Source organism: Nocardia aegles (genome assembly GCF_052545135.1).
In genome coordinates, this window is sequence record NZ_JBQWRI010000014.1 from 86,028 (window position 1) to 101,141 (window position 15,114).

12 protein-coding genes and 1 pseudogene are annotated in these 15,114 nt (G+C 69.3%); 2 read left to right on the top strand and 11 right to left on the bottom strand.

The features are described from left to right. Nucleotides 1–36: 36 nt before the first annotated feature. Together ACT89H_RS27415 and ACT89H_RS27420 are read right to left on the bottom strand one after the other, a co-directional pair. Nucleotides 37–1,716, bottom strand: coding sequence for a WXG100-like domain-containing protein (locus ACT89H_RS27415; protein WP_445111556.1), 1,680 nt, complete (start codon nt 1,714–1,716; stop codon nt 37–39). A 27-nt stretch (nt 1,717–1,743) separates the two neighbouring features. Further along, nucleotides 1,744–2,688 (bottom strand): C40 family peptidase, encoded by a 945-nt coding sequence (locus ACT89H_RS27420; protein ID WP_445111557.1) that lies wholly within the window; start codon nt 2,686–2,688, stop codon nt 1,744–1,746. A gap of 178 nt (nt 2,689–2,866) precedes the next feature. Here ACT89H_RS27420 and ACT89H_RS27425 point away from each other — a divergent pair, with 178 nt between their 5' ends. Further along, on the top strand, nt 2,867–3,991 hold the full coding sequence (locus ACT89H_RS27425) for a hypothetical protein (protein WP_445111558.1): 1,125 nt from the start codon (nt 2,867–2,869) through the stop codon (nt 3,989–3,991). Nucleotides 3,992–4,368: 377 nt separating this feature from the next. On the opposite strand, the gene ACT89H_RS27430 is transcribed toward ACT89H_RS27425, so the two are convergent. From ACT89H_RS27430 to ACT89H_RS27470, 9 genes are all read right to left on the bottom strand, one after another. Next, nucleotides 4,369–6,279 (bottom strand): type VII secretion target, encoded by a 1,911-nt coding sequence (locus ACT89H_RS27430; protein ID WP_445111559.1) that lies wholly within the window; start codon nt 6,277–6,279, stop codon nt 4,369–4,371. Between the two features lie 119 nt (nt 6,280–6,398). Then, nucleotides 6,399–8,951 carry a hypothetical protein gene (locus ACT89H_RS27435; protein ID WP_445111560.1) on the bottom strand — a complete coding sequence of 851 codons (2,553 nt, stop codon included), beginning with the start codon at nt 8,949–8,951 and terminating at the stop codon, nt 6,399–6,401. A gap of 7 nt (nt 8,952–8,958) precedes the next feature. Continuing rightward, complete coding sequence (locus ACT89H_RS27440) at nt 8,959–9,279, bottom strand: hypothetical protein (protein ID WP_445111561.1); 321 nt, start codon at nt 9,277–9,279, stop codon at nt 8,959–8,961. A gap of 36 nt (nt 9,280–9,315) precedes the next feature. Next, on the bottom strand, nt 9,316–9,702 hold the full coding sequence (locus tag ACT89H_RS27445; protein ID WP_445111562.1) for a hypothetical protein: 387 nt from the start codon (nt 9,700–9,702) through the stop codon (nt 9,316–9,318). After that, nucleotides 9,699–10,424 (bottom strand): hypothetical protein, encoded by a 726-nt coding sequence (locus ACT89H_RS27450; protein ID WP_445111563.1) that lies wholly within the window; start codon nt 10,422–10,424, stop codon nt 9,699–9,701. The genes ACT89H_RS27445 and ACT89H_RS27450 overlap by 4 nt, the downstream gene beginning before the upstream one ends. Then, nucleotides 10,421–10,759 carry a YbaB/EbfC family nucleoid-associated protein gene (locus ACT89H_RS27455; protein ID WP_445111564.1) on the bottom strand — a complete coding sequence of 113 codons (339 nt, stop codon included), beginning with the start codon at nt 10,757–10,759 and terminating at the stop codon, nt 10,421–10,423. The genes ACT89H_RS27450 and ACT89H_RS27455 overlap by 4 nt, the downstream gene beginning before the upstream one ends. Nucleotides 10,760–10,781: 22 nt before the next feature. Beyond that, a complete protein-coding gene (locus ACT89H_RS27460; protein ID WP_445111565.1) occupies nt 10,782–12,242 on the bottom strand; it encodes a PPE domain-containing protein in 1,461 nt (486 codons plus the stop codon). Between the two features lie 45 nt (nt 12,243–12,287). Beyond that, nucleotides 12,288–13,928: a hypothetical protein gene (locus tag ACT89H_RS27465; RefSeq protein WP_445111566.1), complete on the bottom strand. Its 1,641-nt coding sequence runs from the start codon at nt 13,926–13,928 to the stop codon at nt 12,288–12,290. Between the two features lie 11 nt (nt 13,929–13,939). Then, nucleotides 13,940–14,446 (bottom strand): hypothetical protein, encoded by a 507-nt coding sequence (locus tag ACT89H_RS27470; RefSeq protein WP_445111567.1) that lies wholly within the window; start codon nt 14,444–14,446, stop codon nt 13,940–13,942. 430 nt (nt 14,447–14,876) lie between these two features. On the opposite strand from ACT89H_RS27470, the pseudogene ACT89H_RS27475 reads away from it, so the two are divergent. After that, nucleotides 14,877–15,114 (top strand): annotated as a pseudogene (locus ACT89H_RS27475) (hypothetical protein); the annotation flags it as partial.

A 15,114-nucleotide genomic window follows, 5' to 3' on the forward strand; every position in this document is an offset into this window, starting at 1 on the left:
TCCCGCGAATGGGAATGGGTTTTTTCTCGTGCCTGCTCAGCGGCGCCGACCCGGCAGGTCCGCGGGATCGGGCCCCGGAGCGGTCACCTGCGCGGGCGCCGGAGTCGCGTCGGCGAGCCGGACACTCGAGGCGCTATCCGCTTCGGACTCCTTCTCCCGGACCACACGCAGCGGCGGCCGCGCGGATGGAGCGTGCACGACGGATGGAACGTCCCGGGTACGGCGGGTCTTGGTCCACGGGGTGACCGCGGGCCGAGGGACTTTCGGAGTGGCCTTTGCCGGGCGTTCGGGCTGCTGCGGTGCGGGATTCGCCGGGCCCGGCTGCGGTACGGCACGCCCCCAGGGAGTGGACGCCGCGCCGGAGGCCTGCTGAGCGGCAGGCGAAACGCTCGGCGTATTCCCCATGACCGGGCTCCCGACCGCAGGACTGTCTCCTACGGATAGCTGATGGGCGGATCCCACCGCAGCGGATGCCCAGCCGGGTCCGTGGGCATCGGAACCGGGCACCGGGCGCTCCGGAACCTCGGACCCGGCATCGGGAGCGGCGACCGTTCCGGCATCCGCTCCGGCGTGCACGGATACCGCGGGCGAGATCGGGAGCGCGGCAGGCAGCCGCGCCGCGTCGAGCTCAGCGCCGTTCGGTGCCGCGCCGGGTAACGGAGATACCTTCGCGGACTCCGACGCCGGATCACAAGGCTCCACCTCAGCCGGCGTCGCCGACCCGGCTCCGGGATACAGCGGCCCACCCGTGCGGCCTTCGGTTCCGTTTCGGCCCGCCGGCCGCTCCCCATCGCCGATCGCGTTCGTGGCCTCGCGCATCGCGACGGGGACGAGCGCGTCGGCGGTGCGGTGTCCGTCGGGGCTGACGGCCCCCGCCGATGGGGTCGGAGCTGAACGCGACTCCGGCAGCTCACTGCGCCTGAACGGGGTTTCCGCCACCGCCGGGGCGGGACCATGCGGTGTCGTGGTATTCGTCGCGGTGGGCTCCCCCGCGTCGACCGGCGTCGATGTCGTGAAGTCGAGTGTCGCGACGTTCTCGGCGAACGTCGCCGCGTGCCGCATGATGTCGTCGGCGTGATCGTCGAGCACCTTCGCGAAATGTTGTACCGCGTCGGGGTCTATATACAGCGGAGTGGGTCGCCCCGACGACGGGACGTCGAGGGCGTTACGGGTGGCGTCGTACACGATCCCCTCGACCATGTCGTCGATGGCCTGCTCGAGCGGTTCGATGGCTTTGCCGATGACTTCGGCGACGATATAGCCGACCAGGTACTGCACCATCTCCTCGCACAGCCGGCGCGCCGCGGCCACGACCAGTGGCGCGGACGGAGCCAGCGGCGGTGTCGCCATGATCGACAGATACGACGCGGCCAGCGCGGTGAGTTCGGCCAGCACGGCGACTTTCACCCCGGTGATCACCGTTGCCGCCACCTCGAGGACCCGCCCTACGAGCTCGCACGCGCTGTCGAGTTGCCGCATGTGGGTAGTGCTCATGCCCGCCCAGGTGGCCACCAGCTGCTGGTAGGACTCACCCGAGTAGAAAGCGCCCATCTGGTTCATCACCCCGGTCGCCGAGTCGTGCGTGTCCCGCACTTGCTGGGCGAACGTGCGCACATGCCCGCCGAGTGCCCGCACATCATCCTCGTTGATATCCGGATAGGGGATGCCACAGATGTCGAGGAATAGCGCGACCTCACTGGGAATGGTTATGGCCACGCTGTGCTCTTCTCCGCGGTCACCGGCTCACAGCACCCGCACGACGACGGCTTCGCTGGGCATACGTGACCATTTCACCGTCGAACCCGAGTACGGCGCCTCGATGACCATGCCGTTACCGGCGGCCAGCTGCACGTGCTCGGGCCCTCTCGTGCTGAACGAGCCGGCGGGGAACACCAGGTCACCGGGACGCACGTCCTCTGGATGGACCCGGACCCCGCTGTAGATCTGCTCGTAGGTGGTGCGCGGCAACACCACTTCGCCGTGGCTGGCTTGGGCGATGGCGTATTGCGTGAGGCCCGAGCAGTCGAATCCGCCGCCGCTCGGACCACCCGCGCCGCCGCCACCCCAGACATACGGCGTGCCGAGCCAGTTGCTGGCGGCAAGCACCGCGTTGCCGCCGGTCGTCCCGTCGGAGCGCACCGTGCCGCTACGGCGCAGCCGGGACGAGGACCTGGATCGGGAGCGCGTCCGTCGCCGCCTGGATGTGGCGCCGGGCCTTGCCTGCCGGATGGCCGGCGTCGCGGGCGGCATGATCTGTGCGGCCTGCTGCCGCGCGGCGGCGACATCGGCATCGACCTGCTTGGTGGCGTTCGAGATGGTGGTCTGCGCGGCGTCCAGCAGCGCGGGACCGCTGAAACGGGTGTCACCCACCGCGGCGATCGCCTGGATCCGGCTGTGGAGGTCGGCGATCTGGTTGGTCAGACGCCCGCGACCGTTGACCGTTCCGTCACCGGACTCACCCACGGCCTTGCGCACGATGCTGTCCTTGTCCGCGTGCGACTCCGCGATCGACAGCTGCATACTCTGCGCCTCGCCGTACCGCCGCGCGACCGCACCGGAATGGGCACCGAGGTCGGCGGCAAGCGCTTGGGTCGTGGTCGCCGCCTGGCCGGCGGGCCGGCCGTCGCCATACAACGCGAGCAGCGATCGGAGCACCCCGTCCAGGTCGTCCGTCAGTGCCGGTGCCATTCGACCGACTCGTCATCGCTCATCACCGACCGCCTCTCACACGCTTCCGAATATTGTGTCGCCCGAACCGAGTCGGTCGTATTCCCATTCCTGGGGTGAGTAATCGAACTATGAACTACTTCCCATAATCGGGAAGCCGGGACAATGAGTGGGACTTCTGAGAGGCGGTGGCGACGGTATGGCGACAACGGCGGCGGAAACCAAAGCCGCGAAAACGAGTGCGCCGACCTCCGCTCCGCTCGCGAGCGTAGCTTCCGAGGTCAAGCATTTCTGGTTGGTCGACCTGCATTGCCCGCCCGGCGCCTCGGAAGGGCTGCGCGCGTTCATCGCATTGGCGGACACCGCTATTCAGACCGCGGTCGATCTGCTCGGCCGTGGCATGAGCACACCGCCGCCGAAAGTCGACGACCTGCTGCAGCCGGACTTCTACAAAACTCTCGGCAAAGGCAAGGCGGACGAGGAATACCGTAAGACCATCGACAAAGTCGAGGCCAGGCAGCTGAAACTGCTGCAGATGGACGACCAGGTGGTCAAGACTTCCGTCACGGTGGCCGCCGAACAGGTTCAGGCCCTGCGGTCCATCAAGCACATCGTGGCCGACCTCAAAACCAAGCTCGAGGCCGCCGGCACCGGCAAACTCAAGCCGGCGCAAGAGCTTCCACTGCTCGAGGCGGTCGCCGCCGCGATGGAGGCGGTCTACGACAAGGTCACCGCGATCGCCGAACTCAACGACGACATGGCCAACGGCGGCAAGAACGGCGGCGGCAGCGGGAGTTCCACCGGCGGCCCGACCAGCGGGGGAAACTCCTCCGGCGGCAGCGGCAGCGGCAGCGGTGGCGGTGGCGACGGCGGACTGTCGTCGCTGTTGCCGATGCTCGCGATGCTGCCGATGGCGGCGATGCCGTTGATCTCCCAGATACCCGAGATGTTGCACAAGGCCGAAGCGGACAAGGCGAAGAAGGCCGAGGAGAACCCCAAGAACGGCGCACCAGGGCAGCCGGGTCAGACGCCGCCCGGCAACCAACCCGCGGCCGCGCCGCCGCAAGGCGATCCGAGCGCGCAACCGGCCGGCGCGCAACCGGCCACCGCACCGCCCGGCGGCGTCACCGCGGCCCCGGCGGCGAATACCGCGCCACCCGCCGAACCGGGCGGGGCTCCGGCCCCCGCCGCCTCGCCCGGCGTCATCCCGGCTCGGCGGACCAGGGACGGGTCCGCACCCGATCGACCGGGCAGTGAGACCACGCAGGAAGCGGTGGCCGAGGCCGAACGGGATCAGGCAGACGCCTCCGTCGTCGACGCATAGTCGAGCGATCGTCGGGCCGCCGTCGCGGTATCGCGCGCCCGTGGTCGAGTCGCGCTCCCGGCGTCCCGGTTGTCCTCCCGGCAGGAGCCGGGCTCGCACCGTGCGACGGAGTCCCAGCGGGAATCACTGTGGGCCAAGCGGATTCGCACAGCCATGGTCTCGGGCCGCATCGTCACCATGGGCAGGGCGGCGCAGCAGGCCGCAGCACACTCGGTGCTGGGGGCCGCCCCTTATGTCCTGCGGGCGCACTACCGCGTTTCGGTCAGTGACGCACGGTTTCCGGGCAGGCACGCGCCGTCATCCGAGTTCGCGGCGCGGCGGACTCGACCCACCGCACCACGCCCGGACCACCCGAACCCCCTGGACGGGTGCGGCTTTCACGACCTCTCCGGAGGCGCCACCGACGGCGGCGTCGACGGCGCGACCACGACGGTGGGCGGTGGTCCTCCCGCGACCTCCGGCGCGCTGACCGCCGGTGCCGTCGCGGATGGGGTGGCCCGCCCGGGCGGAACGGCGGTCGACACGGGCGCGGGTGTCGATACGAACTGTGGGTGCAGCACGATCTGCTCGTGCGCGTAGATGGCGTCGCGCAGGGTCTGCCTGCTGGGCTCGTTCGCCAGTAGTAGCGCCAGCTCGTTGCAGCGGCGCTCGAAAACCATACTGCGCAGCGGGGAAACCCCGGCGTCCAGCCGCAGCTGCCCGATCTCCACCCGGCCCACATCGACCCGCTGTCCGAGCATCGAGGCAGCCAGCAGATCGTCGGCGTCGCGCAGCTCGTCCCACAGCTCGCGCGGCACCGGCCTCCCGGCTCGCAGTTCGGCGAGTATCCGCTCCCGCACCCCGCGGGCGGCGGCGGCTTCAGCGGGCGCCGGTCCGGCACGTCCGACCTGCTCGTGTGCGTCCACCGCCAGTTCCACGCAGCGCGATCGCACGCGCGCGTCGGATACCGACGAAACCTGCTCCAGGCCCGCGATCGAACCGGCCACACCGAGCCGGTCGGCCGTGTCGGGAGTGAACTGGCGCAGGTCAACGTCGTAGGACGGAGCGACGAGCCCCGCCATCGCCGCGTCGCCGAAGCGGTTGCGCAAGCCCGGATCGATCGGTCCGGACGACACCAGGGCCGACAGCCTCGCGTTCGCCTTCGCGCCCCAGGCCACGCCGAACTCGGCCAGCACCCGAGCCGGATCCGTGACCCCTTCCCACGGCGAGCCCGCGCCGTCGTCGGCGGCGAGCAGTTCGTCCCAGTTCCACGGTGTGGAGACCTCGCGCGGCAGGAACAATCCGGCGGGCAGCCACCCGCGCCCTTCGTTGGACGTGATGAAGACACCCGTTCCGCCGGGACCGCGCATCACCGAGACGGCCCAGGCCATGCCCACCGGCGTGTCGATGGCGGCGAGCACGCTGCCGAGCAGCGTCTTGGCCAGCACCAGATCGTCGTTCACCTGGCTGCCCACCACGTACGCGGGCTCGGCCTCCTTGTCCTTCGCCGAGGCGACGGCGGCCGCGAACGGGCTCGCGACCGGCACCGGCACGGGCGGCAGGTCCGCCTGGCCGGTCGCGCCGCTGGGCGGCTGCGTCGCACCCCGGTCGTCCGGGGCCGGGTTGAGCGGACCGACCCCGGCGGGCGGCATGCCCGCCGTCGTCGGCGCGGTCACGCCGTTGCTCGACGGGCTCCCGGCTGTGGTCGTCCCCGTCGCGTTCGGCGTCCCGGTTCCGTTGGCGCCCACCGCATCCGTTGGTGCGGCGGCTGCGCCAGGCACGCCGGTGCCGGTCGGGGACACCTCGGCGGGTCTGCCCTGCGCAGTGCCGAGCGGGTCGGTCTGGGTCGCGGCGGGGGTGGCCGAAGTGGGAGCGGCCGTCACCGGGTTGTCAGCGGGCGCGGAACCAAGCGTCGGCTCGGTCGGTGTCGCGGCGCGGTCGGTACCGAACGGATCGATCGGGTTTCCGACGGGCGTCGTCGGGGACGGCCTATCGGTCAGGCCCGCCACCTGCCGGATGTGCTGAGCGAACTCGTCGTCGGATTGCTCGTAGGCGTCCGCGGACGCACGCAACGAGTCGGCGGTGCGGTCGTGTTCGCCGGCCAGCGCCTCGCCCGCGCGCTGCCGCGCGTCGTAGTACCGTTGCAGGGCTTCGTAGACCGGATAGGCGATCTTGCCGTAGGTGGGCAGGAAATTCGCGAGCCACACCGTCGGCGGCTTGGCCCACTCCCTCGTGTCGCGGGCCACCCGGTCGTGTTGGTCGGCCAGCTGACGCAAAACCGCAGGGTCGATTTCCATGCTGTTCGGCATGCTCGATCAGATCCTTTCCCACCACACGTCCCCTTATTGTCGATCCTTCCCAGACCTGGGGAGCCTGCCCGCGGTACCGCACAGCGGACCTTTCCTCGACCGCGGCATCCGGCTCCTGGTCATCGGCCCGGTCCAGCCGTGATGGTCGGGCGGCGAGGCGGAGCGGAAGCGGGGGCCGGAGCCGGTGCGACGAAAGCGGGGTGACCCACGATCTGCGCGTGCGCGTACATCGCGTCGCGCAGACTCTGCCGCGTCGACGGCTCCGCCAGCAGCAGCACCAGTTCATCGCAACGCCGCTCGAAAACCATGGCACGCAGCGCGCTCATCTCCGACGCGTACCGCCCGTCGGCGTGGTCGGTGCGCAACTCGCCCAGCGCGACCCTGGACACATCGGCACGCCGGGACAACATCGCCGCGGTGAGCAGGTCGTCGGCATCCCGGAGTTCCTCCCACCACTCCGGCCGCACGTCACGGCGCTGCCGCAGCGCACCGAGGATCCGCTCTCGGGCCGCGGGCGCGCCCAGCGCTGCCGGGGAACCGAGACCGGCCCGGTGGACCCGAATGTGCGCTTCCGAGGCCAATTCCCGGCAACGCACCCCGATCTCCGACTCCGGGGTGGTCGCGGCCCGCCGCACCAGCGCCGGGGCCGCGACCAGTTCCAGGCGGTCGGCCAGACCGGGCCTCGGGGCGCTGAAGTCCATCGCCGACGAGGCGGCCACTTCGCCTTCGATCGGCACCTCACCCAACTGCCGTCGCAGCTCGGGATCGACTTCCGCCGAGGAGACGACGGCGGTCAGCCGAGCACCCGACTTGCGTCCCCACGCGATCCCGAACTCGGCCAGCACACGCGCGGGATCGGCGATGCCCTCCCACGCGCCCTCGGTAACCTCCCACACCCACGGCGTGGACATCGCACGGGGCAGATACAACCCGGCGGGTATCCAGCCGCGTCCCTCGTTCGAGGTGACGAACGCGGTGATTCCGCTCGGGTGGCGCAGCACCGAAACCGCCCACCCGAGCCCGGGAACCGCGTCGCCGCCTGCGGCCAGGACGCCGCTGAGCAGCGTGCGGGCCAGCACCACATCGCCGTCCACTCGCTCGCCCAGCACGAACGCGGGTGCGGCGGCCGATGTCATCGCCGCGCCGATGACATCGCGCATCGATTCGGCACCGTCGTCGGCCGTGTCCTCGCCCGCGTTCGCGTGTGGCCCGGTCCGCTCCGGCGGCTGAGCCTTGCCCGCGGCACCCGCACCGGGAGGTGGCCCCGCACTCGCCGCGGTGACCTTGGGCAAGGCGGCTGGTCCGCGGGATTCGCTCGGCGCGACCGCGGTCTGCTTCGCCTGCGGCTGCGGCGGTTGCGATCCTGCCTGTGCCGCTGGAGCCGAGAACGCAGGCCCGGAGGGACCGACGGAACCGGCCGGGGCTGCCGACGCCGCCGGTGCCGGCGATGCGAGATAGCCGGGCGCCACCACGGGCGGAGGAAGGACGAAGGGCGGTGACGCCGCCGGGTCGGCAGCGGACACGGAGGATGCGGGGACCGGTTGCTCGCGGGCGGCGGCGTCGTGCGGCTCCGACGCCGACACGGTGGCGGAGCGGTCATGGGTACCGGCCTCCGCGCCGACCGAGGCATTCGGATCCCTCCCGTGCGCGTCCCGCGCAGCCGAACCGGGTACACCGCGATCGTCGCCGTCCGCCGGTAGATCCCGATGGGAAGCCATCGGCTCGGTGTCCGTGATCTGCCCACGAGGCGGGATACTCGCGGTGGGTAGGCCGGGCCCGCCATCGGAGACCCCACCGGGCATATGGCTCACCGGAACGGTCGTCGTCCCGTCGGTGGTGTATCGGTCGGGGACCCGGCTCGTCGACGAAGGATCGACCGAAGTGTCCTCCCCCGTAACGAGATTCCGCTGTCGCCCGAGCTCGTCACCGGGCAACCACGGGTCGGCCGTGTCGTGGGCGACCGGGTGGTCGCCCGCGTTCTCCGGGAACACCCCTACCGGCGAATCGTCCTTCGGCCGATTCGGTCGCGGCGGGCCGCCGTGCCGGGACTCGCCGGAGTGATCCGTCGCGGGCCGGTGCTGTCGGTTGTCGGCCCCGCTGTGGTCGTCCGCGTTGTGGTGGCTGGGCCCCCACGGCCCCGGCTGCCCCAACGCGTCGGCGATCACGCCCAGACCGGGCAGGCCCTGCGGGCCGATCGAAGCGAGCGCGGCCCGGACGACATCGTCCACGGCTTCCCTTGCCTCGGTGATCATTCCGGGGATCCGGCTCCGGATCGCTCGGGCGTCGGCTTCGTCCTCCTCCGCGGCGGCCGCGCGTGTGGTCGCGTCGACCCTCGAAGTCGTTTCCTCGACGATGTCCAGAATCTTGTTGCGAGTGCGATATACCAGGTCGGAGAAGTCCCGGAAGGTGTCGGCAGCGGCTTCCAGTGCGTCGGCGAATGCCTGCGGGTTCATCCGCTGGCGCAGCATGTCGTCCTTGACCGGCTGCAGACCCGCACTGGAGCGAACCCGATCGTCGAACTCTCGTCGTCTGCTGTCGGCGTCGAGCAGATCCAACGCCCCCGCACCGTCGCGCGCGAGGCGTTCCAGCGCGCTCCAGTCCCCCGGGGAGATCACCGGCCAGTTGTCGCCGACGATGGCGTCCCAGTACGGACTATCGCGCTCCGGTTCCATCAGCGAATCAGACGAACTCGGTACGACGACGCACCGCGGCCGCGCCTGCGTGATCGGCGTCGCCGAGGGTGGACGCCACTTGGCTGGTGACGGCTGTCGTCGCATCCGCGCGGCGGCCGTTGGCCCGGATCGCGCGCTCGAAAGCTGCCTCGATCCACTGCGTTTGCGCCACCAGGCGCCGGTCGATCTCCGATTCCGGTCGCCGTGGAGCGACGAAACCACCGCTGATCTGCTGGACTCGGCCACCGACCGTGGTGATCGCGGTCCGGAACCGCTGCGCGGCGGCGACCACCTCGTGCGGCTCGTCGGTATCGAACTTGTCGGTCATCTCGCTGTCCTGTCTCGGCGTGCGGGCGGTCGGCACTTAGATGTCGCGTCGGAATTCGGCTTCCTCCATCGCCCGATACGACGCCTCGGTCGGGAGGTCGAACGAGTCGATGGTGTAGGAGCGGGTGCCCTTGAATTCCATCTCCGCCCGCAGCCCGACGCGCGACTTGGCGTGCGCCAGTCGTGCGAGCTTGACGATCTGGGACGCCAGCCACTCGTCGCCGTTGTCGCGGGCGTCATCGGTGAGGTACAAGCCGATGATCTCGCCGTCCCGGTCGCAGCCGACGCCGACGGTGTGGTCCGGGTTGAACACTTCGTAGGTCAGGTTCCGCCAGTCGGGCGCAGCGATTTCCCGCGCGCCGTCGTCGATGTCGCCGTCGTCGATGTCGTCGTCGTCCATATCGATCGAATGCATGTCGGTCATCGGCTGCTCTCCGAGAATCGTTCACCGGGTTGGGGATTGATCAGGTAGTCGGCGTCGTCAACCATGGATTCCAGGCGCGCCGCCAACGCCGACCAGGCGGCGTCCTCGATGCGCAGCACGTGACGCAACTGCCAGAACCGGGCACCGAGATACAGTTCACCGGATCCGTCCGGGCCCACGTCCAGGTGGTCGGGACCTTCGGTGGCCGGATTCAACGTCACCGCCGTCACCGGCGGGCGGGTGTCGTCGACGTTGACCAGCGTCGCGCCGCCGCCCGGAATGAAGCTCTGCCGCAGCCTGGCGCTACTGCCGATCGCGACATCGGCGCTGTTGGTCGTGATGGTGATCTCCGGATTCAACAGCAGTTGCAGCACCCAGGAGCGCGCCACCTGTTCGGGACGGTCGGCGTTGATCGCGATCGTGAGGGTTGCGGCCAAGTCGACCACCAGAACCGCATCCGTGCTCGTGACCCCGACGATGACCAGACGGCGGGCGGTGCCGACCGGGTACGGCAGGTCGTCGGCCGCGAGGGACACCACGTCCGCACCGACCCCGCCTCCGGTCGCGGGATGCGCGCAGACGGTTCCGGTGGCCACGTCGATCGTATAGGCGGCGATCGTCTCCGCGATGCCGTCCGCCACCCCGGCCAGCCGGACCAGCCCCTCGTCGTGCAGCCATCGCACCGTGTCCGCGACGGTGACGTCCGGGGCGGGCTCGGTCATCCGGCGTGCCCCGAAGCGGTGGCGACCGACTCGGTGACGTCGATAGGTGTCGCCATGACGCTTTGGTACTGCCGCGCCGCGTCGGCGGTGCTCTCCCGGATGGCTGCCATGACCTCGGTGACCAACTCCGGGCAGGTCAACCGCGCGGCGGTACCCGGCGCGAGGTAGAGATCGGTCAGCCTGCCCATGGCATCGACCTCCGGGATGACCGCGCCGCTGGGTGACGGCCGCCGGGCGCGAATGTTGTCGATCTTCTCCCGCATTTCCGCGATCCGGTGGCGCAGATCGCGGGCGGCGTCCAAGGCCGCCTGTACGTCCGGATGGATGGAGCTCATGTCTCCACCTCGCTGTGCTCACTCATGCGTTACCTCTGGATTGGGTGGGGGTCTGGTTGCCCGGGGAAGGCGTCGGCGGGGTGACGGTCGGAGCGATGGTCGGCCGTTCGCCGATCACCGCTTCGGTGTGCGGTGTGTCGTCCACGTACATCAAGCGATCCGGATGCCACGCCACCACCCGGTTGCGATCGTTACCGCCACCCGAATTTCCCATACCCGGCGCCATCGGCATGTAGGGCATCATCGGCGATCCGCCGCGCGCGGCGGCCGTACTCGGCGCCGAGGACGTGCCCAGAGGTTCGATCACCGATGTCCGCGGCATGCCCGAACCGAGGCTTGCCGCAGCGGCCAGCGGCAATGCGCTCGCCTGGACGGTTTCCGGTTCGACATCCGGTATGCCCAGGCCGGGGCTGCCCACGGGCATCCCGCTCGGACTGCCCGCACCGAGTCCGCTGGGAATACCGAGGTCGTCGTAGCCGTAGTCGTCGAGGCCGTAGTCGTCGTAGGCCTCCGACGGATCCGACTGGCCGAGCCGGCTCTGCGTCGTGCCGGCCGAGGCCATCGCACTCATCAGAGCTGGCAGCATCTGCGTCAACGCGCTGGTGTCGCCGCTACCACTGCTCGTGCCCGCGCCGGCGCCTTCGCTCGTGCCGACCTTCGAGCCGACCTCGGTGGAGTAGCCGGTGATCGTCTCTGCCGAACGAGCGTTCTGTTCGTTGAATTTCGCCAGGGCGGCCTGGATGCCCAGTTCGTTCTTGGATCGCATCGCCGCGATGAGCTCTTTGCGCGCGGCGATGATCTCCTCTGGCGTGGGATGTTTCGCTTTCGCGGTCCGGAATGCGTCACTGTAGGTGTCGATTCCGTCGGCCAGCAGTCCTAGACCGGTACCGAGCTGGTCCAGCCACCCGCGGCGCACGCCGAGTTCCGCCGCCGCCGCGGCACCGACCGGCTCCCAGTGCTGCATCGACTTCGTCGCCGAGTCCACGCCATCGACGACCGCGAGATGCGGCCCTCCGGCGAACGTGCGCAACGCGTCCGCGAAACCCTTCGCCGCACTCGGGCCCGGGCCCGAGTGCAATTGCTGAGCGAACGTCAGCGGGTCGACGGCGCCACCCGCGGCCGGGAACCTCAGGACAGGCGGGCGGCGCCGGCCGATTTCCTGTACTTCGCCGACGGGATTGGCGAGGAGTTCACCGCCGCCGCCGTTGATGGTCCGCGCGCCGTCGTCGTCGGCCGCGCTGTAATCGGCGGCCGCCGCACCGATGTTGTACGCCGTGCGCTGGATATCGGTGAGAACACCGGCCATTCCGTTGAGCAGAGACGCGGCCTGCGCGTTGAGCTGCGGCACCGCCGCGGCCGAAATCGGGTCAGCTCCCGCGGGCACCACCCATCCGCCGGGTATCGCCGCCCCGGTATCGCGCGCCACGTGGGCGAGTCTCGACGCCGCAGCGACGAGTTCTTGCGTATCCACGTTCAACGCCATCGCGACCTCCTCTCCTCATCTGCCGCTGTCACCCTGCTCGCGCGATCAGCCCGCGGGTGCCGCGGCAACCGGCATTGCCGCGGCCGCGGACTGATCGGCCGAGCCCGGCGTCATCGGGGTCGCGCCCTCGTCCGCCGGCGCGGTCATCTCGATGCCCTTCGGGTGCATGAACCCGACGAAATTGCCGAATTCTCCCGCCTTGTCGGACATGTCCGCCGTAGTGCACGGTTTCAGCTCGCCGTCGACGACGGCTTCCAGCGTGCCCGCACCGTCCTCGGATCCGAACACGACAAGGACAGCGGTGCGCTTCTCCCATACGGCGACGTCCCCGGTCATCAGCTGGAAAGGATCGACGGGAGTGCCGATCTGCTTCTTGTCCGACCACTTCGCCGTCGTCTTCTCGTACGCTTTTTGCGCATCGGTGCCGCTGTGGTTGCCGAATGCCGCGTCCAACACTTGGGCGACCATCGCGGACACCTTCTGCGTGCGTCCGTCCGGGAAGGTGTAGACCACGCTGCCGTCCGCTCCCGGCGTCCGGCCGGGCACCACGGTGGGCTGGGTGGACGTCGTTCCCGTGGGCGCTCCGGTTTGCTGCTGGGTCGCCGGGGCCGTCGTGGACGGCTGCGCAGCCGCGGGCTGTGCCGGGACCGGCGGCGCGGCCGGGGGCGGGGCGACCGCATCGAGCTCGTCGTCGTAGCGGCGCGGATCCAGTTCCGCGCGACGGTTGTTCAGGTCCTGGTCGGCCATGTTTCGCAGCATCGCCTGCTGCATCATCATCGGCAGCATGGAGCTCATCGGATCCATCCCAGAGCCCATCGGCGACGGGGCCGGCGGCGGCGGGCTCGGCGTGGCAGGTGTCATCGTGCCCGCATCGACCCCGCCGGGATCGATGCCGCCGGGCGTCCGACTGTTCAGGCCGGAGCTGTCCGTGCCGGTGCCGTTCAGATCGGTCGGCGTGAGGCTGCTGTCGTTCGTCGGGTCGTCCAAGCTGTCCAGACCGGTGGGGAAAGCACTGTTGTCCACGGCCGGCGGGATCGTCTGATCGGTGGTACCAGGGGTCGTCGGCCAGTTCGACGTGCCGAGGTTCGGTGGATACGAAGACGGATCTTTCGAGGCCGACTCCAGCTTCTTGATTCTGTCGGTCAACTCCTTGATCATCGAAGCCTGGCTGTCGATGTCCTTCGCCACTCCGTCCTGGCCTTTGGCGACTTTCTCGATCTCCGCGGCCAGGGTGTCATTGGCCGCAGCGACCCAAGTCCAGATGTGGTCATCGATGCGTATCCCCTCGGCAGGAGGGGTAGGCGCCATCGCCACGATTTTTTCATCAATGACCTTATTGGTCACATCCTGCCCAGCACTCGACCACTTTCCGGAGTCGCGAACCGATTTCACGAGATCAACGACCTTGTCGCGCAGATCGGAATACGAGCGTTGCAGACCGATCGCAACCTCCGCGTAGTTCGTGAAGCTGCCGACCGAGCCGTGCGGGGCGACCTGCGGCACGTCCGGCGGCTTCGGCGGATCGTCCTTGGAGTCCTTACCGAGAGTCTTGTAGATCCCGTCGGTGTTTTTCCACAGATCTTTGAAGCAAGACTCGGTGAAAACCGAGAACACCCATTCAGGAGGATAATTTCCCGACGCGATCGCTTTCCGATCGGGCATCAGCATTGAGTGCATCTCCGCCATAGGACTGCTCCTCAGCTGCTGAACACTGTTGATTCATTGAGAATCTTGGTCGGCAGCGTCGCCGGATAGGACTTCGGCTGCGACTGTGATTTACCCGGCCCTCCTTGGTCCCGAAAGCTCGAAAGACCGGCCGCCACGCCGGCACCGGTCAGCCAACCACGGGCTGCTCTGCCCGACACGGCCCTCATAGTAGCGACACGCGGGCGGAACGCACCCGAAAGCGCCCGCGCGGCCAGATTTCGTCCACCCATCGTCGCGAACGCACCCCGCACGGCACCACCGGCCCCGCCTCCCAAGAGTGCGAAGGCAGCGGATTCAGCGCCTCGACTAGCTGCGTCACCCCAGTGGCCGGTCGAGATTCCGTCCCAGAGCGTCTCCGCCGCGAAAGAGCCCACCATGGCGCCTAACGTGGTGCCGACCACCGGAACAAGCGAGAAGACCGCGCCACCGGCAACGGTCCCGGCTGTGGTCACCGCGAACTTGGCGACACTCGACCATGGAATACCGAAGAAGCCCATGAGATCACCTCCCGGATGCTAGGCGGAGCGCCGGTGCACGGCGGTCGGCTGGTCGTCACTCGTGTCCATTGCGGCCGACACCACCTGGGTCAGAGGCTCGCAAGGCTCGTGCCTCACCACGGCAAAGTCCGCCTTTCGATCGAACTCCCCATCGTCGACCGGAGCGGCGTACGCGGTGATCGACCATGAGTAAGACCTACTTTCGACGTCTTCATTGTCGAGGCTTCCCAACTACGGGAAGCAGCGCGCTGGCAGAACCGGGAGACCGATCCGAATCCGTCTACACTGACATGCGCGAATTGTCCAGGCTGCCAGATGAGTTCACAGCGACTCGTGCGGATGGGTTGGATGAACGTCTGCGACCCACCGCTCGAACCCAGCGTTCGGGCATCCTCCACCTGCCGATGGCACTGACAACCGGGGGACGATCATGACCTCTGCTGAAATCTGGCCCGCCGGGGTCGAGGTGGCAGCGCAAGAGCCGGAGACGGCGGAAGATCAGCAGACCGCCCCTGCGACGCCATGGTCGAGCAGGCCGGATCAGCAGCGGTCACGGCCGGGCGCGGCCGTACCGGGACAACCGAACGTTTCCCCTCCGCCGGGGCAAGCAGGCGCTCCGGCACCCGGCCAATCCGCCGGCGCCGGGCAATGGAATTCGTCCAATTCGG